Source organism: Sorangium sp. So ce117, assembly GCF_051524395.1.
Classification (GTDB): Bacteria; Myxococcota_A; Polyangia; order Polyangiales; family Polyangiaceae; genus Sorangium; species Sorangium cellulosum_B.
Genome location: NZ_CP150309.1, coordinates 10,519,158 through 10,545,000, shown reverse-complemented (window position 1 = coordinate 10,545,000; position 25,843 = coordinate 10,519,158). Strand labels below are relative to the sequence as shown.

17 protein-coding genes and 2 rRNA genes (1 of these 19 running past the window's edge) are annotated in these 25,843 nt (G+C 72.7%); 10 read left to right on the top strand and 9 right to left on the bottom strand.

What is annotated here, in order from left to right:
- Both WMF46_RS39550 and rrf read left to right on the top strand, forming a co-directional pair.
- Positions 1-722, top strand: a 23S ribosomal RNA gene (locus WMF46_RS39550) (it extends 2,286 nt beyond the left edge of the window).
- 128 nt (positions 723-850) lie between these two features.
- Positions 851-967: ribosomal RNA gene (gene rrf, locus WMF46_RS39545) — 5S ribosomal RNA — on the top strand.
- Between the two features lie 584 nt (positions 968-1,551).
- On the opposite strand, the gene WMF46_RS39540 is transcribed toward rrf, so the two are convergent.
- The 8 genes from WMF46_RS39540 to WMF46_RS39505 all read right to left on the bottom strand — a co-directional run bounded on the left by WMF46_RS39540 (position 1,552) and on the right by WMF46_RS39505 (position 13,223).
- Positions 1,552-2,379, bottom strand: a complete 828-nt coding sequence (locus WMF46_RS39540; RefSeq protein ID WP_437981946.1) for a hypothetical protein — start codon at positions 2,377-2,379, stop codon at positions 1,552-1,554.
- A 63-nt stretch (positions 2,380-2,442) separates the two neighbouring features.
- A complete protein-coding gene (locus WMF46_RS39535; RefSeq protein WP_437981945.1) occupies positions 2,443-5,106 on the bottom strand; it encodes an MGH1-like glycoside hydrolase domain-containing protein in 2,664 nt (887 codons plus the stop codon).
- 71 nt (positions 5,107-5,177) lie between these two features.
- Complete coding sequence (locus tag WMF46_RS39530) at positions 5,178-5,705, bottom strand: peptidylprolyl isomerase (RefSeq protein WP_437981944.1); 528 nt, start codon at positions 5,703-5,705, stop codon at positions 5,178-5,180.
- A gap of 59 nt (positions 5,706-5,764) precedes the next feature.
- Positions 5,765-7,141, bottom strand: a complete 1,377-nt coding sequence (locus WMF46_RS39525) for a hypothetical protein (RefSeq protein ID WP_437981943.1) — start codon at positions 7,139-7,141, stop codon at positions 5,765-5,767.
- Positions 7,141-7,755: a penicillin-binding protein activator LpoB gene (locus WMF46_RS39520; protein WP_437981942.1), complete on the bottom strand. Its 615-nt coding sequence runs from the start codon at positions 7,753-7,755 to the stop codon at positions 7,141-7,143. Before WMF46_RS39520 ends, WMF46_RS39525 begins: the two co-directional genes overlap by 1 nt.
- Before the next feature lie 61 nt (positions 7,756-7,816).
- Complete coding sequence (locus WMF46_RS39515) at positions 7,817-8,938, bottom strand: trypsin-like serine protease (RefSeq protein WP_437981941.1); 1,122 nt, start codon at positions 8,936-8,938, stop codon at positions 7,817-7,819.
- 346 nt (positions 8,939-9,284) lie between these two features.
- On the bottom strand, positions 9,285-11,849 hold the full coding sequence (leuS, locus tag WMF46_RS39510) for a leucine--tRNA ligase (protein WP_437981940.1): 2,565 nt from the start codon (positions 11,847-11,849) through the stop codon (positions 9,285-9,287).
- A 720-nt stretch (positions 11,850-12,569) separates the two neighbouring features.
- The gene (locus WMF46_RS39505) at positions 12,570-13,223 is read right to left on the bottom strand and encodes a hypothetical protein (RefSeq protein ID WP_437981939.1); all 654 of its coding nucleotides are present in this window, start codon (positions 13,221-13,223) and stop codon (positions 12,570-12,572) included.
- Between the two features lie 4 nt (positions 13,224-13,227).
- Between WMF46_RS39505 and WMF46_RS39500 the strand changes: the two genes are divergently transcribed.
- Together WMF46_RS39500 and WMF46_RS39495 are read left to right on the top strand one after the other, a co-directional pair.
- Positions 13,228-13,773 carry a hypothetical protein gene (locus WMF46_RS39500; RefSeq protein ID WP_437981938.1) on the top strand — a complete coding sequence of 182 codons (546 nt, stop codon included), beginning with the start codon at positions 13,228-13,230 and terminating at the stop codon, positions 13,771-13,773.
- 83 nt (positions 13,774-13,856) lie between these two features.
- Positions 13,857-15,323: a UDP-N-acetylmuramoyl-tripeptide--D-alanyl-D-alanine ligase gene (locus WMF46_RS39495; protein ID WP_437981937.1), complete on the top strand. Its 1,467-nt coding sequence runs from the start codon at positions 13,857-13,859 to the stop codon at positions 15,321-15,323.
- Positions 15,324-15,380: 57 nt separating this feature from the next.
- Here the strand turns inward: WMF46_RS39495 and WMF46_RS39490 are convergent, their stop codons facing one another.
- Complete coding sequence (locus WMF46_RS39490; protein ID WP_437981936.1) at positions 15,381-15,992, bottom strand: peptide deformylase; 612 nt, start codon at positions 15,990-15,992, stop codon at positions 15,381-15,383.
- 163 nt (positions 15,993-16,155) lie between these two features.
- Here WMF46_RS39490 and WMF46_RS39485 point away from each other — a divergent pair, with 163 nt between their 5' ends.
- The 6 genes from WMF46_RS39485 (at position 16,156) to glmS (ending at position 25,737) form a co-directional block, all read left to right on the top strand.
- On the top strand, positions 16,156-18,615 hold the full coding sequence (locus WMF46_RS39485) for an MMPL family transporter (RefSeq protein ID WP_437981935.1): 2,460 nt from the start codon (positions 16,156-16,158) through the stop codon (positions 18,613-18,615).
- Position 18,616: 1 nt separating this feature from the next.
- Positions 18,617-20,026: a hypothetical protein gene (locus WMF46_RS39480; protein WP_437981934.1), complete on the top strand. Its 1,410-nt coding sequence runs from the start codon at positions 18,617-18,619 to the stop codon at positions 20,024-20,026.
- Positions 20,023-21,378, top strand: a complete 1,356-nt coding sequence (locus WMF46_RS39475) for a hypothetical protein (protein WP_437981933.1) — start codon at positions 20,023-20,025, stop codon at positions 21,376-21,378. Before WMF46_RS39480 ends, WMF46_RS39475 begins: the two co-directional genes overlap by 4 nt.
- A gap of 338 nt (positions 21,379-21,716) precedes the next feature.
- Positions 21,717-22,142 (top strand): RNA recognition motif domain-containing protein, encoded by a 426-nt coding sequence (locus WMF46_RS39470; RefSeq protein WP_437904575.1) that lies wholly within the window; start codon positions 21,717-21,719, stop codon positions 22,140-22,142.
- Positions 22,143-22,490: 348 nt separating this feature from the next.
- A complete protein-coding gene (locus WMF46_RS39465) occupies positions 22,491-23,843 on the top strand; it encodes an MFS transporter (RefSeq protein WP_437981932.1) in 1,353 nt (450 codons plus the stop codon).
- 58 nt (positions 23,844-23,901) lie between these two features.
- Positions 23,902-25,737, top strand: coding sequence for a glutamine--fructose-6-phosphate transaminase (isomerizing) (gene glmS / locus WMF46_RS39460; RefSeq protein WP_437981931.1), 1,836 nt, complete (start codon positions 23,902-23,904; stop codon positions 25,735-25,737).
- Positions 25,738-25,843: the final 106 nt, after the last annotated feature.

Here is a 25,843-nt window from a genome sequence, read left to right as displayed (position 1 = left end):
GGGTATTCTGGAAATCTAACCTGGGCCCATGAACTGGGTCGGGGACACTGCCTGGTGGGCAGTTTGACTGGGGCGGTCGCCTCCTAAAAAGTAACGGAGGCGTGCGAAGGTTCCCTCAGCCTGATTGGAAACCAGGCGTAGAGTGCAAACGCACAAGGGAGCTTAACTGTGAGACCGACAGGTCGAACAGGTGCGAAAGCAGGCGTTAGTGATCCGGTGGTTCTGTATGGAAGGGCCATCGCTCATCGGATAAAAGGTACTCTGGGGATAACAGGCTGATCGCGCCTGAGAGTTCATATCGGCGGCGCGGTTTGGCACCTCGATGTCGGCCCATCGCATCCTGGGGCTGGAGCAGGTCCCAAGGGTTCGGCTGTTCGCCGATTAAAGCGGTACGCGAGCTGGGTTTAAAACGTCGTGAGACAGTTTGGTCCCTATCTGCCGTGGGCGTAGGACACTTGAGAGGAGCTGCCCATAGTACGAGAGGACCTGGGTGGACGTACCTCTGGTGTTCCGGTTGTCCTGCCAAGGGCATAGCCGGGTAGCCATGTACGGAACGGATAACCGCTGAAAGCATCTAAGCGGGAAGCCGGCCTCAAGACTAGGTGTCCCGGGCCGAAAGGCCCCTAAAGACCCCTCGTAGACCACGAGGTTGATAGGCCGGGTGTGGAAGCCGAGCAATCGGCGGAGCTAACCGGTACTAATAGGTCGTGCGGCTTGACCATACTTCTAAGGCAAACATCGAAGCGTCGCGCCCGGAGTTCGGGTGACGAGCAGCGTGACACAGCTGGCCCAGCGTAGAGCACCGCGACAGCGGGCTCCGTTGGGTTCCGATTGGACGCACCCACAAGTTTCCGGTGGTGATATCGAGAAGGTCACACCCGATCCCATACCGAACTCGGAAGTTAAGCTTCTTGGAGCCGATGGTACTGCTAGGGCAACCTAGTGGGAGAGTAGGACGCCGCCGGGATTTTCTTCGAACCTGCGCACGGTGAGAGCCGTGCGCAGGTTTTTTTTTGTCCATCGTGCTTGGAGCTCCAGGCGCGCGTTGCGGCCTTCAGGCCGCCTCGGGGACCTCGGTGCCCGCGTGGCGCGCGTTCCGGGCTGGCCGGCCCCCTGCGGACCACTCTCCCGAGGGTTTGCTAGGCGTTAACCAAGCCTCGCGCCGCGTCGTCCTACATCCGGAACGTTTACGTGGTCGTGGACGTTTACGTGGTCGTGGTCGTTTACGGCTTATCGTTGACGACCACGACCACGACCACGACCACGACCACGTAAACGTCCACGTTCACGTTCACGTTCACGTTGGTGACCGATGGTGGGGTGAGGGGGCGGGTGCGGAGCCCTGAGCGTGACCGAACGAGCTTGGTTAACGCCTATGCGCCGGGGGCCTTCGGTTCGGCAGGACGGCTCCGCTGAAGGCTTCGCCTTTGCAGCGAGCTCGCGCTGGCCGCCGTCAGATCGGCGCCGTTGAGGCAGCGCTCGGGGCGGCGCCGAGGGCGGGAGCGTGCCGTCACGGCGTCGGGACGGGAGGTGCCGTCAGGGCGGCGACGCTCAGTGCGGGCGCTCGGTGGCTCGCCTCGGGCCGTAGCTGCGCAGGAGGATGAGCCCCGCAAGGACGAACAGGGCGGCGATCTGGAGAGCGAACGGGATCTTTTGCACCCATTCCTCCTCGTCGATCCCGATCGTGGCGAGGAAGACGCCGAGCAGGCCGCCCATGGCTTCGCCGGCGCGGCTCAGAGACGTCGCTGGGCCGCTTGCGACCGCCTCGTGCGAGAGCGCGTGCAAGAGGAGGCCCGCGACCGCGGAGAGCAACCAGGGCTCGATCACCTCGAGGTGCTCCAGGTCGACAAGCCGCGTCGCGAAGGCGCCAACCACCGTGGCGAGCGCAATGCCCGCGAGCGCAGCGCTCATGGCGCGCTTGCCGCCGGCATCGGCTTTCACCTCGAGGACCTGAATGGCCACCACCATGGCGAGCGGCACCGTGTGCGCGGCGATCACGAGCACGACAGGGAGCGAGAGCTGGCCAACCCGTGAGAGCGACGCCACCGCCGCGCCCTCGCCGAACTGATGCGCGAGCACCGCGGCGTACCCCATCGCGAGCGCCGTCGTCGGCGTCCGGTGAGCCCCAGCGTCCCCGAGCACGAGGCGCTCCAGCACCGCCGGCGCCACGAAGCCAGACGCCGCCGCGAGCAGCGCGAGCCAGCCGATCTCGCCGATCGCCTCCGGGAGCAGGTGAAGCAGCGCGATCGACGCCGCACCGACGAGGGCGAACGTCCGCAACGCAGACATCGCGCCCTCGCTCCGATGACGGAACACCGCCGCAATGCCGCCCAGCATGACGGCCAACGCGAGGAGCGAGACGCCGAACGCCAGCGACACAGGCGCCCTCCTAGCACGGATCCGGTACGAACCGGTGATGAGCCGAACGCTATGTGTGGTGCGCTACGAACGTGGGTGGTTGTGCCGTTCCGTGCGCAGGATCAGGTCGCCCACGAGGGCAGTCCAGCCGGTCTGGTGCGAGGCGCCGAGCCCTGCGCCGGTGTCGCCGTGGAAGTACTCGAAGAAAAACAGGCGATCTCGGAACCGAGGATCGCGCTGGAAGAGGGGGTGCTCGCCGTAGACGGGGCGGCGGCCCTCGCGGTCGCGCTCGAAGATCGCGATCAGCCGGCGCGCGATCTCGTGCGCTCCGTCGCGGAGCGTGCGAGGGCCGTGGCCGCCGAGCGACGGGATCGTGAGCACGTCGCCGAAGCCGTGGTCGAGCCGGAGGAGCGAGCGGTAGAGCAGGTAGCCGAGCGGGAACCAGATCGGGCCGCGCCAGTTGGAGTTGCCGCCCTTCATGCGCGTGATCGACTCGCCCGGCTCGTAGCCGACCCTGTACTGCGCGTCGCAGGGCTCGAGCCCGAGCGAGACGGGCGCGGCCGCGTGCTCCTTGGAGAGGGAGCGCGGGCCGAACGGCGAGAGGAACTTGTCCTCGTCGAACAGGTGCGCGAGCACCCGCTCGAGGCGCCCCGGCGGCACCGCGGAGAGCACCTGGCGGCCGTCTGGACGTACGGTGATCGCCTCGGCCAGCGCGGGGTTTTTGCGGAGGAACCACTCGGTCCGGCGCCGGAAGTTCGCGAGCTTGCCGTAGATCTCCGGGGTGATCACGTGCACAGCGCAGAGCGGGATGAGGCCGACGGCCGATCGGATCTTCACGTGCCGCGGCTTCCCTCCGGCGATGAGGATGTCGAAGTAGAAGCCGTCCTCCTCGGACCAGAGCGGCAGCCGGCCGTCCGCCGTGTGGTGGAGCGCGTGCGCTATCCGCAAGAAGTGCTCGAAGAACTTGCTGGCGAGATCCTCGTACGCGGAGTTGTCGAGCGCGAGCTCCAGCGCGATGCGCATGAGGTCGAGGCAGTACATCGCCATCCACGCCGTGGCGTCCGCCTGCTCCAGGCGCATCCCCGGCGCGAGCCGCTCGCTGCGATCGAAGAGCGAGATGTTGTCGAGGCCGAGGAAGCCGCCCTCGAAGACGTTGTGCCCCTCGGCGTCGCGCTTGTTGACCCACCAGGCGAAGTTGATGAGGAGCTTGTGGAACACCCGCTCCAGGAACACCCGATCGCCCTCGCCCCGCTGCTTCCGCTCGATCTTGTAGATCTGGTAGGTCGCCCAGGCATGCACCGGAGGGTTCAGATCCGAGAACTCCCACTCGTAGGCAGGCAGCTGCCCGTTCGGGTGCTGGTACCACTCCTTGACCATCATCTTCAGCTGGGCCTTCGCGAGATCGATGTCGAGCGAGGCCAGCGCGACCGCGTGGAAGGCAAGATCCCACGCCGCGAACCAGGGGTACTCCCACGCGTCGGGCATGGAGACGACATCGGCGACGGAGACGTGCCGCCAGTGGGCGTTTCGGCCGCTTAGCCGGTCGGGTGGCGGCGCGTGCGCGTCGCCGCGGAGCCAGGTGTCGACGTCGTAGTGGTAGAACTGCATCGTCCAGAACAGCCCCGCCGCCGCCTGACGCTGGATGGCGCGGCGATCGTCGGACAGGGCAGGGCCCTGGACGGCGAGATAGTACTCGTCCGCTTCCCTGCGCCGCGCCTCCAGGAGCTCGTCCGCGCCGTCGAAGGGGCACTCCACCGGCTCGGGCGCGAGCCGGAGCAGGATCCGCCGGCTCCCGCCGGCCGGCACCTCGAAGCGATGCCAGCTCGCGGCCTTCGTGCCGCGGCGCTCGGCGTTCACCCGCGCCTCGTCGCCGTGGACGACCCGGTGGTGGAACGCGTCCTTGACGTACGGTGTTCGCGAAGGGGCGCCATAGAGCCGCTCGCGGTTCGTCTCGTTGTTGGTGAAGAGCAGCTCCGGGCTGCCCTCGATGTACAGGTGATGCGCGCCGTGCTCGGGGTGCGCCGCGCGCAGCATCACATGACCGGCGTCGGTCTCCATGGCCCGGATCTCCGGGACCGGACCCAGAGGCTCGGTCCAGGACCATGTGTTGCGGAACCAGAGGTGAGGGAGCACGTGGATCGGCGCGGCCTCCGGGCCGCGGTTCACCACGGTGATGACCATCAGGATGTCGCTCGGGCTCCGCTTCGCGTACTCGACGACGACGTCGAAGTAACGATCCCCGTCGAAGGCGCCGAGATCGGGGAGATCTGCCTCGCCCTCCGAGAGGCCGCGGTCGCGCGCGGCGGCGACGAGCGCCTCGTAGGGGAACGGCCGCTGCGGGTACCGGTAGAGGTAGCGCAGGTAGCTGGAGGTCGGCGTCGCGTCTTCGTAGTAGTAGATCTCCTTGACGTCCTCGCCGTGGTTGCCTTCCGGCCCTGTCAGGCCGAAGGCCCGCTCCTTCAGGATCGGATCCCGCTCGTTCCAGACGGCGACGGCGAGACACAAGATCTGGTGTCGGTCACAGATGCCGCCGAGCCCGTCCTCGTTCCAGCGATAGGCGCGGCTCCGGGCATGGTCGTGAGGGAAGTGCGCCCACGCGTCCCCGTTCGCGCTGTAGTCCTCGCGCACCGTCCCCCAGGCCCGCTCGGAGAGGTAGGGGCCCCAGTGCTTCCAGCGCAGGAGGCGCTCGCGCTCTTCCTCGAGGCGGCGGTGCTCGGCGGTCGGCGCAGCGCGGACGGTCCTCGTCATGCGCGCCACGCTAGGCGACTCCGACGGAGGCGTCGAGCCCGCGGCCGGCGCGCGACGACCTGGAGCGGGCGCTACTCGGTGCGCTTGATGATGTGGAAGCCGAACGGCGTCTCGATGATCTCGCTCACCTCGCCGATCTTCAAGGCGAAGGCGGCGTCGGAGAAGCCCTTCACCATCATGCCGCGCTCGAACACCCCGAGATCTCCGCCGCGCTCGGCGGCGCCCGGCTCGTCGCTGTACTCCGCGACCGCCTCCTCGAAGCTCACCCCGCCGCGGATCTTGACGAGCGCTTCCTGCGCTCGCGCGCGGGCCTCGGCGCGCGTGCGGCGGAGGCCCTCGGGCTTGCTCTTCGAGCCCTCGTGCATGACGAGGAGATGACGCGCGCCGATCTGCTTGGGCTGACTCGCGATCACCGAGCGCTCCCGCTCGATCGCGGCGTCCTCCTCGGCCGCCCGGATCGGCGCGGAGACAGCGAGGCCGCCGCCGACCCACGACGGCGAGGTGGCGAGCGCCCCGCAGGCGGTCGCGCAGAGGAGCGCGAGGGGCGAGCACGCCGAGAGCGCGTGAACCAGCACGGCGCGGAGATGAGGGCTACGCATCGGCGCGGAGACTGCCGCGGGAAGAGTGCGCCCGCAACCCTCCCGTCCGCGCGCGCCGCTCAGCGGAGGACCATCACCGGGACGAAGGCCCACCCGCCAGCGGCGACGCTCACCCGGGCGCGCCTCGACTCGCCGCGGACGCCGACGACCACGTCGTGCGTGCCCGCGCGGACGCGGGTCCGCGCGATCGCGATGCGCGCGGGGAGCGTCGACCATCCGCGCGTGTCCGGCGTGTCGAGCGCGGTCAGCGTCGCGCTCGTCAGCAGGCCGACGAGCAGGCCCAGCGGCCCGGAGTCCTCCGCTGCCGCCTCGGTGGCGCCCTGCGCGGCTTCGCCGGCCGCGATGCGGGCGACGGTCCTCGTGATGGCCGACAGGATGACGGTCCCCTCGCTCTTCTTCCAGGCCGCGCGCACCTGCGCCTCGATGTCGAGCGCCTGCTCCATCGGCTGGGAGCGCCCGTCGAGCTTCAGCGTCGGAATCGAATAGCCGCCCTTGCCCCGGGCGAGCGTCGGGTAGTTGACCCAGGTCACGAGCCCCTTCGCCGCGAGCTCGCTCGCCCGCGCGCGATCCGCCGGGCTGATGTCGTTGGCCACGAGCGTGAGCGCGAGGCCGATCGGAAGGCGCTGCGGCACCTTCTGCGGGACGCGCCCGAACCCGACGACGACGATGAGCTCGGCCTCGCCGGTCTCGTCGAGGGGCGGCGGCGGGGCCTCGCCTTCGATCAACGCGGCGATGCGGGGCGACCTGGGCTCGCCGCGCGTGAGCGCGCGGAGCGGGCGGCGGAGCGACGGATACGACCCGTGGCGGAGGGCGTCGTCGTAGTGGAGGAGCGCCTCGTCAGCCTGGCCGCTCTTCTCGAAGGCGAGGCCCGCAAGGTAGCTGCCGAGGCCGAGGAGCGCCGTCTCGCCCTCGTGATCGCGAAGGTATCTCTGCATGATCGCGAGGCGGCGAGCCTCGACCCTGGCCCCGCTGAGGTCGCGCTGGGCCAGGTAGTTCATCATGTTGATGGTGTTGATGAGCAGCTTCTCGTAGGCAGGCGCCTTGTACGGGCCCACGTCGTCCGAGAAGAGGTACTTGCCGAGATCGTGGGCGGCCCCGCGGGACATGTCGAGCAGGTCGATCGACTTGTCCGCGGCACCGAGATCGCGCGCGGACAGCCGGTAGCTGTCCATGCTGAGGAGGATGTTGCCGCGGTCGAGCAGGAGGAGCGCGTTGTCGCCCCGGAGCGCCGGGAGCTGGGCCGCGGTCTCGACCTCGAGCTGCTCGTTCAGCGCGGCCACCGCCTCGGCGGGAGCGCCGCGATCGAGCGCCTGGAGCGCGGTGCGCACGCGATCTTCATGGCCGCCGCAGGCGGCCTGCCAGAGGCCGAGGAGCAGCGCGAGAGGAGCCAGGGCCGCACGCTTGCGCCCCGCGAGGCTCGCGTGCCGCCGGCGCATCACTCCTGGATGAGCGCCTTCGTGAAGGCCGCCCTGTTCTGCCAGGCCACCGCGCTCGTGGCGACCTCGATGAGCTGCATGAACATGAAGTACTGGACGCGGCGCTCGTCCTCGGTGCGCTCATCGGCGGTGAAGACCTTGCCGGTGAGGTAGTACTTCGCGCCGAGCTGGCGGTTGTACTCGGCGATGTGGTTCGGATCGAACCCGCCGCCGTGCTGCTTCTCGACCTCCGCGACCATCTGCTGCTGGCGCTCGACGCTCACCAAGGTGACGAGGCTCGCCTTGGACAGGTACGTCTCGATATCGGACAGGAGCGCCTGAAGCTGGCTGTCGATGTGCTCGCTCGTCTGGTTCGACAGCGGATAGATGGCGAGCGTGGGCCGCGAGCCGTCGTGCGCCCACGCCTTGGCCACCGGAGAGGCCATCAGCGACGTCAGGTTCTCGTGGAGGAGCTGCTCGATGTCGCGCCTGTCGATCCCCGTGCTCATCGCCGCGTCGTCGAGCCCCTCGACCTGATTGCCGCGCACGTAGGTGGGGCCGCAGCCGATGGGAAGCGAGGCGAGCGCGAGCGCCGCGAGCAGCGCGGCCGGACGGATGCTGGGCGAAATGGGCATGGACACTCCGCAGGGCAGGACGCCCGCATCCTAGCAGGCGAGGTGTGCGCTGGAGCTTCGATCAGGCGGAAATCGTGCTCTGCGACGCTGCGCGCGCGCGGCGTGCGCGCTGCGCGCGGCATGTCGGCAGCGCGGACGCCCTGGCTCGCTTCAGCGCGAGCAGCGCGAGCAGCGCGAGCAGCGCGCGCGCCGCCGCGGCCCCGCTGTCGCCGCCGCCGAGTGGGCCGTGCGCGCACGAGAGCCAGCGCTCGTCGAGCGGCCGGCGCGAAGGCAAGCGCTCCGCGGGGTCCGACGCCGTGGCCCACCAGGGCGGGTCGTAGTCGCCGACGTCGGCGGCGCGCCTCGCCTCGGTGACGAGCCAGTCGCGATGGGCGATGAGCCCACCATAGATGGGGTCGGCGCAGCCGGCCGGCCCGCGCGACGTCACGCCGATGATCCGCCCCGCGACGTCGAGCGCCGGTCCGCCCGAGTCGCCGCTGCAGATGCCGTTCTCTCCGCGCCACTCGCCTCCTGTGACGCGCTCCTGCGTTCCGCACCCGTACCCGACGCACTCGACGTGGAGCCCATCGCGGCGCCTGCGGACGCCGCCGCCGCGCGATCTGCCCTCGGTGTCGCCGAAGCCTACCGCCGAGTAGACCTCGCTCTCCTCGGGCGGCCGATCGAGGCGGGGCGCGAGCGGCGTGACCTCGCTGCCGCCGAGCGGGGAGGACAGCACGACGAGCGCGACGTCGCGCCCGCAGACGGCGTTGCCGTCGGGCGGGCTGAGCACGGCGCGCGCGCCGATCCACGGCGTGTCCGCGGCCCACAGGGCCCCGCCGAGCGTGGCGTAGACCTGCGAGGCATCGACCGGCTCACCGAACGTCGCCGTCTTGCAGGCGATGAGCTTGGGAGCTTCCGCGATGCAGTGCTGCGCGGTGAGCACCAGGTTGGGCGCGATCACGGTGCTCGAGCAGGTCCGCGCGACGCGCCCTCGGCGATCGGTGATGAGGAGCCCGGCGACCGCGCGGTCTCCAGCATCTAGATACCCTCCCTTGATCTCCAGCGCGGCCTCGGCCGCGTCCTCCTCGTGCAGGTCCGCTTCGTCCGCGTCTCCAGCGCAGCCGGCCAGCGCGGCGGCGAGGAGGCAGCCAGCTCGGGTACACCATGCGGTGCTGTTCCGGCACACGGCCAGCCGCCTTTGCACGGCACCTGCCAGCCTGGGCTGTGCACCGCCGCGCTCCCCGAGGGAGGAGAGGATTGCTTCCGGGGAAGCTCACGCGCCGGCGGAGCCACCCGCTGCGCTGTGGTGTGGGATGCGGTCAGCGCGCCGATCGGGCTCATGTACACCTGAGCTCCCGACCCTGTCGTCAACCGAGCGCAAGGCGCTGGAGCGCAAGACTCCGGCAAGGAGGCGGCGCGGGCGCGGGGCCTCGCGCTCCGGGAGCATCTCCCTCGCGCTGCTATCCCGCGCGTCCGTTCACGACGTCGCGGCGCTGCGAGCGCTCGTTTTCTCCTGGCAGCGCCGGAGCTCTCCAGGCGGCGCCGGAGCGTCAGCCGACCACGATGTTCACGATCTTCCCCGCGACGTAGATGAACTTCTTCAGCTGCTTGCCCGCGGCGAGGGTGGCCACGGGCTCCAGGCCGAGCGCGGCGGCTCGCGCCTCCTCCTCCGATGCCGCCTTCGCCAGCATCACGCGACCGCGGACCTTGCCGTTCACCTGCACCGGGATCTCCAGGACGTCGTCGACGCAGAAGGCCTCGTCGTAGGTGGGCCACGGCTCGTAGCTGAGCGAACGCTCGTGGCCGGTGAGCCGCCACAGCTCCTCCGCGAGGTGCGGCGCGAAGGGGGAGACGAGGAGGATCAGCCGCAGGACCGCCTCACGCGGCGGCGAAGGCAGCGAGCTCAGGTGATTCACGAAGACCATCATCGCGGAGATGGCGGTGTTGAACGCCATCCCCTCGATGTCGCCGGTCACCTTCTTGATCGTCCTGTGGAGCTGCCGGCTCGTCGCGTCGTCCATCGCGTCCGAGAGCGGTCGCGTGCACGTCGCGAACACGCGGTCCCGGAACCGGACCACCCCCTGGATCTGCCCTGATTGCCAGGGCTTCACCGCCTCGAGCGGGCCCATGAACATCTCGTACATCCGCAGCACGTCGGCGCCGTGGACCCGCACGATGTCGTCGGGGTTGATCACGTTGCCCCGCGACTTCGACATCTTCTCGTTGTCCTCGCCCAGGATCATCCCCTGATGGACGAGCTTCGCGAAGGGCTCGGGGTGCTTCACATGGCCGAGGTCGTAGAGCACCTTGTGCCAGAAGCGCGCGTAGAGGAGGTGCAGCACGCCGTGCTCCGCGCCGCCGACGTAGAGGTCGACGGGCATCCACGCGTCGTACGCGGCCTCCGAGAACGGCTCCGCGTCGTTCTGCGGATCGAGGAAGCGAAGGTAGTACCAGCACGAGCCCGCCCACTGCGGCATCGTGTTGGTCTCGCGCGCGTACCACTTGCCGTCCCGCTGGAAGAAGCGCCAGTCGACGGCGCGCGCCAGCGGGCCCGCAGGGTCGTCGCCAGGGCGGAAGTCGGCGAGCGGCGGCAGCTCGATCGGGAGGCTGGCTTCGTCGACCGCGATCGGCTGATCGTAGCGGATCGTGTGCGCGGCGCCCTTCCTGGGATCGCCCTGCGGATCGGCGAGCTCGACGGGGAAGTAGATGGGGATCGGCTCGCCCCAGTAGCGCTGGCGGGAGAAGACCCAGTCGCGCAGCTTGTAGTTCACCTCGCGCTTGCCTCGCCCGAGCGCCTCGAGGCGCGCGATGACCGCGCGCTTGCACTCCTCCGTCGAGAGCCCGTCGAACTCGCCGCTCCGGACCGCGACGCCCGGGTCGACGTAGGCGGCCTCGAGCTGGTCGCGCAGGGTGCCGTCGGGGCTCACGACCTCGACGATGGGCAGCCCGTAGGTGCGGGCGAAGGAGAAGTCGCGCTCGTCGTGCCCTGGCACCGCCATCACGGCGCCGGTGCCGTAGCCGCCGAGCACGTAGTCGGCGACCCAGATCGGCACCTCCACGCCCGTGATGGGGTGGACGGCGACGAGGCCGGTGTCGACGCCGGTCTTCTCCCTCGCCGCCGCGGCGAGCCGCTCGCGATCGCTCTTGCCCGCCGCGGCCGCGACGTACGCGCGCACCGCCTCGCGGCGCGCCTCGGACGCGCCGCTCTCCGCGCTCGTGAGCCATGTCGTGAGCGGGTGCTCGGGCGCGAGCACGACGTAGGTGACGCCCATCAGCGTGTCGGGGCGGGTCGTGAATACGCTCAGCGCGCCCTTGCCCCATCCCTTGACCTCGAACGTGATGAGCGCCCCCTCCGATCGGCCGATCCAGGCGCGCTGCATCGCCACCGTCCCTTCAGGCCAGTCGAGGAGGCGGAGATCCTCCGCCAGGCGGTCGGCGTAGGCGGTGATGCGGAGCATCCATTGCCTGAGCGGCGTCCGGTAGACCGGGTGCGAGCCGCGCTCGCTCTTGCCGTCGATCACCTCCTCGTTCGCAAGGACGGTCCCGAGCGCCGGGCACCAGTTGACGCTCACCTCGTCCTGGTACGCGAGCCCCTTCTTGAAGAGCTGGAGGAAGATCCACTGCGTCCAGCGCACGTAGCGCGGATCGGTCGTGGAGAGCTCTCGCGACCAGTCGTAGCTGAAGCCCAGCATCTTGAGCTGGCGCTTGAAGGTCGCGATGTTCCGCGCCGTCGTGTCGGCCGGGTGCGTGCCGGTCTCGAGGGCGTGCTGCTCCGCCGGCAGCCCGAAGGCGTCCCAGCCCATGACGTGCAGCACGTCGATCCCGCGCATGCGGAAGTAGCGGGACATGATGTCGGTCGCCGTGTACCCCTCGGGGTGGCCGACGTGCAGCCCCGACCCCGACGGATAGGGGAACATGTCGAGCACGTAGCGCTTCGCGCGGGCGGAGTCCGCGCTGCGGACGGCGCGGAAGGTCTCGCCTTCCTCCCACGCGCGCTGCCAGCGCGGCTCGACGGTGGCATGATCGTAGCGCGCGGGCTCACGCGGCTCGTTGGGAGAAGGTTCGGTGGAGGCGCGGGGGTCCATCGTCTCGGCGGCCATATCGCGACGTGCCATAGCACTGTGCTGCCGCGGTCGACAGCCGCCCCGCAGCGGCAGACGCCCGCGCCCCAGCGGGAGCGCCACGCCCGTCCACAGCGCGCCGCGGCCATGTCGAGAGTTCCCGACAAGCGTGGACAGCGCCTCGGTTCGAGCTCTGCCGTCGGAGACGCCCGCGCCCGAGAGGGCTGACCTCGCGCGCCGCCTCGCGCTCTGGAACCACCCGCGCGCGCCGGAGCGTCGTGCGCGCCCCCTGCGCGCCGTGGAGCTGGCGAAAGCGCGCGCCTCGTGAGCGCCTCGGTGGCGGGACGAGCTCGCTCTTCATCGCGCCGACCCGAGGAGCGCACCCCCGGCGTCGCTATCCTGCGTCCGCGACGGGCGGTGTCGTCACGGGGCGGCGCTGCGCGGCGCCAGCGCCGACGAGCGGCAGCGCCTCGCGGGGCGGGGCGACGCGTCAGAAGGATGGCCGCACGCCGAGACTTGGGGGTAGATTGAGAGCGCTGTTCCGCTTCAGTGTGAGGCGGAGGGGTCGCGTGGGCGGTCCCTCCGAGGCGCGCGGATGACCGACAAACACGTTCCATGGGGAGCCCCCGAGAGTGAGAGGACGGCGCAGCCAGGCCGGCCGCTCCCGTCGGCGCACGGCTCGGGGATCCCTTTCCGGCCGCTGCCCGTGCCGCCGCTGATGGCGCCCGGCGCTCTGCGCCCGCTCTCCGCGCAGTACGCGCTCAGCCCTCATCTTCAGCAGCAGAGCCCGCCCGGGTTCTCAGGGCCGATGGCGTCGGCGCCCGCGTTTTCGGGGCCGGCGTCACCGGCGCCCGCGTTCTCGGGCGCCATGCCGGCGCCGGCGTTCTCAGGGCCAGCTCCCGCCGGGTACACCCAGCCGCCCACGGCGAGCGTCTCGGCGCGCGGAGGGACCCTTCCGCCCGGGATCGTCTCGCAGCAGGACGTGCTCTCGGCCAGCGGCGTCTTTTCTCCGAGCGCGCTCCCGTTCATCTCGGCGCCGCCGCAGTCGGATCCGGTGCCTCCGAGCCAGCCGGCCTTCCAGCCGGCGCCGATCACGGACCGGATGGGCGCGAGCGCGACGCAGCCGCCTGCGCCGGCAGCGCCGCCCGGGTTCGCGAGCCCCGGCTTCGGTGCCGCCGCGCCCGCTGCGCCAGAGGCCGCGCGCGCGCCGATGCCCTCGCTGCACGCCGGCCAGCCGCCTGCGCCGGCAGCGCCGCCCGGGTTCGCGAGCCCCGGCTTCGGTGCGGCCGCGCCCGGCGCGCCAGAGGCCGCGCGCGCGCCGATGCCCTCGCTGCACGCCGGCCAGCCGCCTGCGCCGGCGGCGCCGCCCGGGTTCGGGAGCCCTGGCTTCGGTGCCGCCGCGCCCGCCGTATCAGAGGCCGCGCGCACGCCGATGCCCTCGCTGCAGGCGGGGATGTCGGCTCAGGCCGGGCCGCCCCCGGCCGCTGCGCCCGCGCCGGCGATGAGCGCAGCTCCCGGCGCGGCGGCGCACGGCGCGCCCCAGGCGGCCGGCGGGTGGGACGGAGCGGCCATGCCCCCGGCCGAGAGCCCGTGGGCCACCACGTCGGCGCGCCTCGAGATGCCGGTGCTCCCGTCGACCTTCGTCCAGGAGCGCCCGGAGCCGCAGAAGCCACCCGCCGCCGGTGCGCCGCGGCGGCGGGAGGGCGGCAGGACGCTCATCATCGTGCTCAGCGTGATCCTGGCGGTGGCCTTGCTGGCGCTCATCGGGATCACGCTGTGGCAGAGCATGGGCGGCGGAGGACCGATCGCGATCGACTACAAGGAGCCGCCGCCCACGGCCGCCGAGGCATCGCCAGAGCCCACCGTGAGCGTGACGGCGGCTCCCAGCGCGCCCGCCGCGCCCCGCCCAGCCGCGCGCCCACGGCCGAAGAGCGACGACATCTACGACGAGGTCGAGAAGGAAAAGAGCCGGCGCTGAGGCGGCGCGACGCCGCACGGACGGGGCGCGCCGCAGGCGATTCGTTGGCCCCGCGCCCCGTTCCGTGCTGGTGATCGCCCGCGATGGCGACGCCGATCCCGCACAACCTTGCCCCCTTCTCCCTCGACGAGCTGGCGCGCGCGACCGGCGGGCGCGTGCTGAGGAGCGGGCCGGACGCGCGGGGCGTCTCGACCGACAGCCGGACGATCGCGCCAGGAGCGGCGTTCGTCGCGCTCGCCGGCGAGAGCTTCGATGGCCACAGGTTCCTCGACGCCGCCGCGCAGCGCGGGGCGGCCGCGTTCATCGTCTCGCGGGAGGTTGCCCTGCCGCCCGGAGGAGGCGCGGTGCTCGTGAACGACGGCCTCGCGGCGCTCGGGGCGCTGGCCAGAGCGCACCGCGAGCGATGGCGGGCGGGCGCCCACCCCGACGGGCCGCGGGCGATCGTCGCGATCGGCGGCTCGGCCGGCAAGACGACGACGACGCGGACCATCGCGGCGCTGCTCGCGGGGGTGGGCCGCGGCGAGGTGCACGCGACGGCGGGCAACCTGAACAACGCCATCGGGCTGCCGATGACGCTGCTCGGGCTCGAGGACCGCCATCGCTTCGCGGTCGTCGAGATCGGCACGAACCAGCGCGGCGAGGTCGCGGCCCTCGCGCGGATCGCGGGGCCGGACCTCGCCGTGCTGACGTCCATCGGCGTCGAGCACACCGAGGGGCTCGGCACGCTGGAAGACGTCGCCGCCGAGGAAGGTGATCTGCTCGCCGCCTTGCCGGCCGAGGGCGTGGCCCTCGGCAACGGCGACGACGCGAAGGTGGTCGAGCAGCTCGAGCGCGCGGGCGCCGCGCGGCGGATCACCTACGGCTTCGGGGAGCGCGCGCGGATCCGGATCGCGGGGAGGCGGCCGGTCGGGGTGCGCGGCACCTCGGTGCGGATCGAGCGCGGAGGCGAGGCGCTGGAGCTCGTCGTCCCGCTGCTCGGCGAGGCGGGGGCGCTGGCGGCGGCCGCGGCCGTCGCCGTCGTGGAAGAGGCGGTCGGCGAGCGGCTCTCGACCGAGCGAGCGGCACGCGCCGCCGCAGGGCTCGCGCCGCCTGGTGATGGACGCCTGTCCGTCCGCGAGCTGCCGGACGGCACCGTGGTCATCGACGACAGCTACAACGCCAACCCGCTGTCGATGCGCTCGTCCCTCAGGACGGCCGTCGAGGTCGCCGAGGCGCTCGGGAAGCGGCTGGTCCTGCTGCTCGGCGAGATGCGCGAGCTCGGCGCGCTCGCGGCGGCGGAGCACGACGCGCTCGGCGAGCAGGTCGGCGCCGCGCGCCCCGCCGCGCTGATCGCCGTCGGCGGCGAGGCGGCGCGGATCGCGCGCGCCGCCGAGGCTGCCGGCGTGCGGGTGTGGTTCGCCGGAGACGCGGACGCCGCGGCGGCCCGAGCGCAGGAGATCGTCGAGCGCGGCGATCTGGTGCTCGTGAAGGGCTCCCGCGGGATCAGGATGGAGCGGATCGTGAATGCCCTCGTAGCCGGCGCCGGGCGCGGCGCCGGCCCGTTGCCCTAGCCGTGAGCGCGCGTCCGCCGGTCGAGCGCGCTCGCCTCCCGGCGCGACGGGCCGCGGTCATGCGCCGAGCGCAGCCCGCGCCTCGGTGACGGACAGGCTGAGCAAGAGCTTCGCCTCCTCGTTGCTGCAGAAGGAGCGCGTGACCATGCGATCGACGTACAGCGTGCCGCGGAGATGATCGACCTCGTGCTGGAGGATCCGCGCGGGCCAGCCCGTCGCTTCCCACCGGACCTCCTTGCCGTCCTCGTCCACGCCGCTCACCTCGACCGACAGATCTCGCTCGACCAGCGCCATGTAACCCGGGACGCTCAGGCAGCCCTCGAAGAACGTCGCCCGCCCCGCGCCTGCCGCGTCCGGGAGCGACGGCGCGAGGACCCTCAGCGTCGGGTTGATGATCACCCTGAGCGGGAAGGGCACGCGGCCGCGCTCGGCGCGCTGGTCCGGCGTGAGGCGGGACATGAGCTCCTCGCTGTCTTCGAGCACGATCACCTGCTGGTCGACGCCGATCTGCGGCGCCGCGAGCCCCACGCCGGGCGCCTTGCGCATGACGGAGACCATCGTCGAGACGAGGTGCTTGAGCCGCTTCGTCCCGATCTCCTCGGGCGGGATGGGCGCGGCGGGCTTCCGCAGGACGGCTCTGCCTGCGAGGACGATCGGGGGGAGCTCCATGTTGCCGGGATGAATCGGCGCCCTCGCGAGCGCAAGCGTCGTGAGCTCGGGAGCAGGGTCCGTGTGGGGGGCCTCGCGGCGAGGCGGGCGTGAGGGTGGATGTCCTCGCGGCGAGGCGGGCGTGAGGGTAGAGGAGCGGCGCCGGGCACGGCCCGGCGTTTCCATGGCAGCACCTCTTCCGCCTCCGTCGGCTCGCGCGGACGCCCCCCGCCGGCCGCTCCGCCTCGTCGTCGTCGCCGCCCTCGCGGCGCTGACGCTCGCCGCCTTCGCCGCCGTGACGCTGCGGCTACAGCTCGAGCCGAACGTCGCCTCGCTCCTGCCGGAGCGCGGCGACGCCGCGGCGCTTCGCCGGTACGTGCGCGGGTTCGGGGGCGGCGACCTCGGCGTCGTGATGGTCAAGGGCGACGACCCCGACGAGAACGCCACCGTGGCCGCGGAGATCGCGCGGGCCCTCGCGGCGCGCCCGACCGTGCAGCGCGCTGCCGATCGGATCGACGTCTCGCGCTCGCTCGATCCGTGGGTCGCGTTCCGGCACGCGGACGCGCGCGTGCGAGAGCGCCTCGCCGCCGCGCTCTCGCCCGAGGGGATGCGAGAGCGCCTCGCCGAGACGCGCGCCATGCTGCTCGCGCCGGGCGGCGGCGCCGCGGCGGAGACGATCGCGGCCGACCCGCTGCGCCTCTCGCAGCTCGTCTTCGAGTCCGCGGACATCGGATCCGGGGTGCGCACGCAGGCCGACGGCGCCTTCGCCACGGACGACGGCAAGGTGCACCTCGTCCTTGTGCAGCCGGCGGGGCAGGCGCTCCGCGGCGCCGACGCGCGGGCGTTCGTCGCGGACGCGAACGCCGTACTCGGCCCGATCCGCGCGGCGCACCCCGGGCTCACGCTCGGGCTCACCGGCGGGCACGCCATCGCCGCGGCGACCGAGGCGATGCTCACGCGCGATCTCGCGATCTCGGGGTCGCTCTCGATGCTGCTCGCCTCCGTCGTCTTCGCGCTGCTCTTCCGCCGCCTGCGCGCCCTCGCCGCGGTGATGCCGCCGCTCGTGCTCGGGACCCTCTGGACCGCGGGGCTCGCCACGGCGCTCCCGGGCGGGCTCAGCGCGATCGCCGTCGCCTTCATGTCGGTGGTCGTCGGCGTCGGCGTCGACACCGGCGTCCACGTCTACGCCGCGCTGCTCGAGGCGCGGCGCGAGGGCCTCGATCCGGAGGCGGCCGCGCGCGCGGCGAGGGCGCGGACCTCCCGCGCGGTGCTCATCGCTGCCGTCACCGCGGGGGCGGCGTTCGGGGCGCTCGCGCTGTCGGACATCAACGCGCTCCGGCAGCTCGGGCTCCTGTGCGCCGCGGGCGAGGTCCTGACGGCGATCGCCATCGTCCTCGTGACGCCGGCCGTGGGCGCGTGGCTCGAGCGGGGGACCCCGCCGACCGAGGCGCCCGCGCGCTGGACCGACGTCCTTTACCGGCTCACCCGTACGCGGGGCCGCGCGCTCGCGCTCGCGGGGCTCGCGGCGCTCCCCATCGCGGCGGTCGCCCTCGGCGCCTCGCCGCCGCTCGCGGAGGCCATCGTCGCGATCAGGCCGGCCGAGCTCGAGCCCCTCAAGGTACAGCAGGAGATCTTCGACGCGTTCGGCGGGCGGCGAGGGCAATGGGTGGTGCTCCTCGCGGACGGCGACCAGGAGCGCGCCCGCGCGCGCGGCGACCGGATCGCGGAGCGCCTCGCCTCGATGAAGGCCGACGTGGAGGCCGTCGACGCGCTCACCGCGCTCGCCCCCGCCGCCCCGACGCAGGCCGAGCGCTTCGCCGCGCGCGACGCGCTCGACCTGCCCGCCAAGGCCGACGAGCTCGCGCGCGCGCTCCGCGACACGGGCTTCGCGCCCGAGCGCTTCTCGGCGGTGCTCGACGGGATGCGCGCGCCGCCCCGGCAGGAGGTGGCGCTCTCCGATCTCGAGCGCGGCCCCGCGTCCATCCTGCTGTCGCGCTACCTCGGGGCGGACGGGGGCGAGGCGCTCGTCGCGCTGTACGTGCGGCCCCGCGAGACCGGCTCGGTCGCGCAGATCGAGCGCGCGATCCGCGAGGAGGATCCGGGCGCCATGCTCACCGGCTACAGCCGGCTCGAGGCGTCGCTGCGCGAGACGCTCGCGCACGACATGCCGAGGATCGCGCTCGTCGCGGGCGCGCTCGTGCTGCTGGCGCTCTCCGCTTCCCTCCGCAGCGCGCGCGACATCGCGCTGGCGGCGCTCGTCGTCGCCTCGGAGATCTCCCTCGTCCTCCTGCTGATCCGGGTGCTCGGCATCCCCCTGCACGCGTACGACGCGCTCGTCATCCCGGTGCTGCTCGGGATCACGGTGGACGAGGGCATGTTCCTGCTCCACCGCGCCCGCGACATCGAGGCGGCGGGCGGCGGCGACGCCGTGATCCGCGAGACGCTGCGCCGCGAGGGGCCGGCGATCGCCGCCACGGCGCTGACCACGGCCGCGGGCTTCTCCGCGCTCGCGTTCTGCGGCTTCGACGGCCTCCGCGATCTGGGCCGGGTCGGAGCGCTGGGCAGCGCGGTCGGCCTCGTCGTCGCGCTCCTCGTGGTGCCGGCGGGGCTGCGGCTCTGGCCCCGGGCCCACGGACGCGCATAACATGTTGCCGTTGTCGCCCCGGGGCCTCCTCCTTGTCGCTCTCCTCGCGCTCGCGCGTCCCGCCGCGGCGCAGCCCTCTCCTCCGTCCGCTGCGGCGCCGCCTCCTGCGTCGCCGGCGCCGAGGCCGCCGCGCTCGGCCGTGGCCCGCGCCGTCGACGCGCTCGTGCGCTCGCTCGACGCGGTGGACGGCCGCGCGCTCGTGGCCGCCGCGCCGCTGGTCTCCGACGCGCCCGCGCCGCGCGGCGCCCAGCTCGTGGCCACGCTCGCCGCCCACGTCGCCGGCAAGCTCGGCGCCGGCGTGCGCGCGCAGAAGGACCCGATCCCGCTGCCGCTCGCGCGCGAGGCGGCGCGCGACGACGCGGCGCTCGTCCACCTCGTCGTCGAGATCGCGGCGGGGCGGCTGCTCGTGACCGCGGACGTGTACCCGGTGCCGCGCACCGTCTGGGCGCGCATCCGCGACCCGGAGCCGGGGCCCATCGCCCACGCCTACGCCGAGGCGCCCCTCGACGCGGAGATCCGCAGCTTCCTCGCGCCGATCCCGCTCGTCGCCGCCAGGGTCGACCGCGCGAAGAACTTCGAGGGCGACGTGGTCGCGCTCGCGTGCGGCGATCTCGACGCCGACGGGGCGCTCGAGCTCCTGAGCGTGAGCCGCCGGCGCGTGACGACGCTCCGCCTCCGCGGCGGCCGGGTCGTGCCGCTCGCGTCGCGCCCGTGGCCGGACGTGGTCGCCGTGCACCCGGCGCCGCTCCGTGAGCCGCTCGCGTTCGCCACGCTCGTCGAGCGCGCGAGGGACGGCGAGCGCCTGCCGCCGTTCGCCGACGTCGGGCTCACCGACCGCGCGCGCAGCGTCCGCTTCGACGGCGAGCTGAAGGCGCTCGCCGAGCTGCCGGGGCTGGCGATCCCGGACGCGGGCGGCTCGGCCTGCACGACGGCGTGGGGGCCGCTCCTCACGGGCCCGCTCGGGCCGTGCGCCCCGGCCGATCCCCCGCCGGCGACCGCGTCGCTCTCCGGCCGGTACGACGCGCTCGCGTCGGCGCAGCTCCTGTCCGCGCAGGGCGAGCCCTTCGCGGTCTGGGCGACGCGCGAGCGCGGCGCGGTCGAGCTCCGGGACAGCGCCGGCCGCCGCAAGGTCGTGGGCAGCGCCGGGGCGCAGCTCGCGGTCGGCGATCTCGATCAGGATGGAGAGCCCGAGCTGCTCGCCAGCCTCGACGTCCTCGATCCGCTCGAGGATGCCGTCGTCGTCTGGTCGTGGCGGCGCCGGGAGGGCGGCCCGGTCCGCGCGGCGCCCGAGGAGATCCTGCGCTTGCCGGCGCCGGCGGGGGTGCGCGCCCTCGCGGTCTGTCCGCCCGACGGGGCCGGGCGCGCCCCGTTCGCCGTCGCGACGGCGGACGAGATCTGGGTGGTGCGGTGAGCCTCCCGCGCCGCGCCTTCCTCGGCGGCGCCGGCGCGCTGCTCGGCGCCGCCGCCCTCCCGGAGGCCGCGCGCGCGATGGGGCGCACCCCGCTCGGCGGCCGCCTCTCGATGCACCTCCCGTGGCCGACGGGCTCGCTCGATCCGCACGAGCTGAGCGATCCCGCCGCGGCGCTGTTCGCGCCGGCGATCGCCGACAGCCTCTACGGGCTCGATGCGTCCGGGAACCCGTACCCGACGCTCTCGTCCGCGCTGCCGTCGCGCGAGGCGGATGGCGCGGTCGTGCGCCTCCGCGAGGGGCTGCGCACCGCGCGCCTGCTCAAGCTCGACGGCCGCGACATCGTGAGCTCCGTCGAGCGCGCCCGCGCTCGCGGCGCCGCCGCGGCGCTCGCCGACATCCCGAGGCCCGAGCGGCACCCGAGGGATCCGCTCGCCGCGGTGTTCCCGCGCGCCGATCCCGCCCGCGTCGCCCGCGCGCTCGCGTCGCCGATGGTCGCGCTCCTGCCGCGCAGCTTCGACCCCGCGGCGCCGGATGGCACCGGCGCGTTCCGGGCCGACGTCGGCCCGGGGCAGATCACGCTGACGCGCAACGACGTCGCCGCGCGCGGCGCCGCCTTCCTCGACGCGATCGAGGTGATCCGCTCCGAGGACCTGACGACCTCGCTGCGCGCGTTCGAGACCGAGCGCGACGACCTCGGCTGGCTCGGCGCCGGCCTCCACACGAACCGCCGCGGCGCCGTCCGCTTCGATCTGGGCGTCGCCGGGTGGATCGTGCTCACGACGGGCCCCGACGCCGGGCTCTTCGGTCAGCCTGGCGTCGCGCAGCGGCTGGTCGACGCTCTGCCGCCCGAGCGTCTCGCGCACCTCGGCCTCGTCGGCCTCCCGAGGGCGCACGGCGATCCCGCGTGGGGAGGGCCCCCGGCGTCGCTGCTCGTGGACGAGTCGGCCGCCCACCTCGTCGAGGTCGCCGAGGCGGTCGCGCCGATCCTCTCGCGGCCTGGGCACGAGGTCACCGCGGAGCCGGTGGCGCGGGCGGAGCTCGGGCGCCGCCGCGCCCGCGGGAAGGCGACGCTCGCGATCGAGCTGGTGCGCCCGCTCGGCCCCGGGCCCCTCGGCGCGCTGCTCGCCCTGGCGACCGCCGACGATCGCAGCCGCGCCCTCGACCTCGCCCGTCACCCGCCCCGCCTCGTGCCCGGCGCCGCCCCCCGCTCGCTCACCTCCACGCTCCGCCTCGGCGTGATCGCCGAGGTCCGGATCGCGGGCGGCGTGCTGCCGGACGTCGCGCTCGCGCGCGCCGCCAGCGGCGAGGGCTGGGATCTCGGCGCCACCTTCCGCCGCCCAGCGAGGCGCTGATGTGTGCCTACCCCCGCGCGGAAGCGAGCGCGACCGCGCGGCGGCTGTTCGGGACGTCCGGGCGAGGGTCGCGGCGATGGGGGCCGCTGCGAGTGCTTGCGCGGTGGGGACATTTGGTTACTATCGGCTGGTCACGAACGTCACTGGCACTCGACACGACGCTTCTCTTCTCGGGGATCGCGGATTGATCGCGGACTGGACGACGCAACGTGTGGCGCACCGGGGGCTCCTCCCCAGCGCCGCCCCCCCTCGATCCCCCACGGCTCCATCGGGGCGGCAGGGCACTGTTCGGCACCGAAGCTGACGCATCTCGCAGAGCCGTGAAGTGAATCAGTGTCATGGGTACTCGCCTCTACGTTGGTAATCTCCCCTTCTCCGCCACCAAGGCCTCCGTGCAGGCCGCGTTCGCTCAGAGCGGCGAGGTGACGGATGTACACATCGTGACCGACCGCGAAAGTGGGCAGTCGCGTGGCTTCGGGTTCGTCACGATGGGCACGCCTGAGCAGGCCCAGCAGGCGATCGAGAACATGAACGGCGCCATGATGGACGGCCGTCCGCTTCGCGTGAACGAGGCGGAGGAGCGGGTCCAGCGTGGTGGCGGCGGCGGCGGCGGCTACGGCGGCGGCGGCGGCGGCGGTTACGGCGGCGGCGGCGGCGGTGGTGGCCGCGGCGGCCGTGGCGGTGGCGGCGGCGGTTACGGCGGCGGCGGCGGCGGTGGTGGCGGCCGCGGCGGCCGTGGCGGTCGCGGCGGCGATCGGTACTAGCCGAGCTAGGCCGACGTTCCAGCGGCGGCGCCTCTCCCCAGAGGCGCCGCCGTTTTCGTTTGTGCGCTGCCCTGTGCGGCGACCGCCGTCACGCGCGCCGAGGCCCCGGTCGATCCTCCGTCGATGCCGGCGCTCAGCAGGCCGGCCCAGATAGCGACGCCGGGCGGAGCGTTGAGGAGGTCCGAGGTGCCCATCCCGCGCGTGCGGCAGGGCGCCCCACGGCGATCGAGAAGCGGCAATGACCGAGCTCCGCGCTTCCGGGGCGCGGAGCTTGCTCCTTTGCCTGGCGGGCGTCAGAGAGCGGCACGCTGAACGCCCCTCGCGCTCGGGGCGGGCCGCTCACAGCCGATGCCTCCTTCCATCCCTTCAGAGCACAGGCCGTCGCCGCGGGCGATCTCGCTTTACTACTTCGGTATCTTCGCCGTCCTCGGCGTGTACCTGCCGCTGTTCCCGAGCTGGCTGGAGGCGCGGGGGATGCAGGGGCTCGCGATGGGGGCGATCGCGGCGACGCTCCCTGCGATGGGCCTCGTCGCGCCGCCGGTGTTCGGCTTGATCGCCGACTCGCTCGGCGTGCGGGTGTGGCTGATCCGGGCGGCCTGCGCCGGCGCCTTCGTCGTGTTCGCGCTGCTCGCGCTGTCGTCGGCGCTCGGCGTATCGCTCGGCTTCGGCGGCCTCTTCGTCGCGGCGCTCGCGTTCGCTTTCTTTCGATCGCCGATGTTCATGATGGCCGACGTGGTCGCGGTGGAGGCGTCGGCGAGCTCCGGCATCGCCTACGGCCGGCTCAGGCTCTGGGGCTCGATCAGCTTCGCGCTGATGGCGATCGCCAGCGGAGCCCTCGTCGATCCGGCGCGACCGGCCGCGTTCCCCGCCACGATCGCTGCCTCCCTGCTGATCGCGTTCGCCATCTCGTGGGCCCTCCCGGCGCGCGGCGAGGCGCCCTTCCGTCGCTCTGGCCTGCGCGACGGAGCGGCCGGCGCCGCCGGCGCTGCGCGCTCTCCGGCCACCGAAGGCGAAGGCGCCGCCGGCGCTGCGCGCGCTCCGGCGGCCGAAGGCTCCGTGCGGCAGCGCGCCCGTGCGCTCCTCCAGAGCCACGATTTCCGCCTGTTCCTCGCGGCATCGTTCCTGGCCCAGAGCGCCACCTCTTCGTACGATCTCTGTTACACGCTGCACCTCCGCGACATCGGTTTCCCCGAGTCGCTGGTGGGGGTCGCGTGGGCCGTCGGCGTCGCCGGCGAGATCGCGCTCATGGCGTTCTCCGGCCCCCTTCTCAAGCGGTTTGCTCCGCCCACGGTGCTCGCGTTCGCCTTCGCGGGCGCCTCGCTCCGCTGGGCGCTGCTCTCGTATGTGCGCTTCTGGCCCGCCCTGCTGGCGATCCAGCCGCTCCACGCGGTCTCGTTCGGCATGATGTGGGTCGCCTCGCTCGCCTACACGCGGGATCGATCTCCGCCTGAGATCCTCGCCACGGCGCAGGGGCTCTTTTCGGCGAGCGCTGGCGCCGGATCCGTCGTCGGGATGCTCGTGTGGGGTGAGCTCTACAAGCGCGGGGGCGGCGCCCTCACTTTCGGGGTCGCCTCGATCACGGCGTTGATAGCATTCGTCCTGGCTGTGACCTTCGCGCGATCCACGCGGCCAACGCGACCGACGCGGCGTTCACCGTCAGGGGGCTCAATTTTCTCTGTCAGCTCCCGGTGCCAGGAGTAACGTTCCATTTTCCGCCGCACGCGTAGGCGCGCGCGGGCACTACCTGAACGAGGCGAGCATGTGCGGGATCGTCGGATACGTTGGGTCAAAAAAGGCGGCGCCGATCATCGTCGAAGGGCTACGGAAGCTCGAGTATCGAGGCTACGACTCGGCCGGCATCGCCATTCATGACGGCAAGGGCATCGAGATCGTCCGGACGCTCGGCAAGCTGATCAAGCTCAGCGAGGCGCTCGAGAAGCGGACCCTCGACGGCACGACCGGCATCGGCCACACGCGGTGGGCGACGCACGGCCGCCCGAGCGAGGTGAACGCCCACCCGCACTCCGCGGGCCCGGTGGCCGTCGTGCACAACGGCATCATCGAGAACCACGTGGCGGTCCGGCAGCAGCTGGAGGGCCAGGGGGTCAAGTTCCTCTCCGACACGGACACCGAGATCGTCGCTCACCTCGTCCACCGCGAGCTCCAGAAGGGCGCGAAGTCGCTCTTCGAGGCCGTGCGCGGCGCGCTCCGGCAGGTCCATGGCGCCTACGCGATCGCGGTCCTCTCGCGCGATGAGCCCGACGTCATCGTCGCCGCCCGGTACGGCTCGCCGCTCGTCGTCGGCGCCGGCGAGAACGAGATGCTGTGCGGCAGCGACATCCCGGCGCTGCTCGCGCACACCCGCGACATGATCTTCCTCGAGGACGGCGACATCGTCGAGCTGCGCGCGAGCGGCGTCCGCATCGAGACCGTGACCGGCGGCGAGAAGGTCGAGCGCCGCGTGAAGCGCATCGACTGGAGCCCCGTCCAGGCGGAGCGCGGCGGCTACAAGCACTTCATGCTGAAGGAGATCCACGAGCAGCCCGACGTCGTCGAGGCCACGCTGCGCGGCAGGATCGATCTCGCCGCCGGCGACGTGCACGCGACCGAGATGGGGGTCACGCCCGAGTTCGCGAAGGAGCTGCGCCGGGTCTACATCGTCGCGTGCGGCACGAGCCACCACGCCGGCATCGCCGGGCGCTACTGGATCGAGCAGCTCGCCAGGGTCCCCACGGTCGTCGAGCTCGCGAGCGAGGTCCGCTACCGCGAGCCGATCTTCTTCCCGGACGATCTCGTGATCGCCATCAGCCAGTCGGGCGAGACCGCCGACACGATCGCGGCGCTCAAGGCGGCGAAGGCGCAGGGCGCCAAGGTGCTGGCGCTCTGCAACGTGCTCGACAGCGCGATCCCGCGCCTCTCCGACGGCGCGCTCTACACGCACGCGGGCCCGGAGATCGGCGTCGCCTCGACCAAGGCCTTCACCACGCAGCTCGCCGCGCTGCTCCTGCTCGCCGTCTACCTCGGCCGCCGCCGCGACTCGCTGCGGGCGGAGCGCGGGCGCGAGATCCTCCAGGCGCTCTGGGAGATCCCGAGCCACATGCGCGAGGTGCTCGGCGACGCCGACTACGTGCACGCGATCGCGAAGCGCCTCGTCCACGCGAAGGACGTCCTGTTCCTCGGGCGCGGCCTCGGCTTCCCCATCGCGCTCGAGGGCGCGCTCAAGCTGAAGGAGATCTCGTACGCGCACGCCGAGGGCTACGCGGCCGGCGAGATGAAGCACGGGCCGATCGCCCTCATCGACGAGGCGCTCCCCGTCATCGTCGTCTGCCCGCGCGACGCGCACTACGACAAGACGTTCTCCAACCTGCAGGAGGTCCGGGCGCGCGAGGGGCAGGTCGTCGCGATCGCCACGAAGGGCGACGAGTCGATCCTCGAGATCGCTCAGCACCACGTCTGGATCCCCAAGGTGCCGGACGAGGTCGGGCCGCTCCTTACCGTGCTCCCGCTCCAGCTCATCGCCTATTACGTCGCCAACCTGAAGGGCAACGACGTCGATCAGCCGCGCAACCTCGCGAAGACGGTCACCGTCGAGTAACGAGCAACGTCGCTCTCGCGGCGGGGCATCCCCGCCGCGGCGAGCGGTCTCCTCTGCCGCGCGCAGCGCTCCTCTGCGGTGCGCGCCCCTCCTCCTTCAGCGCGGG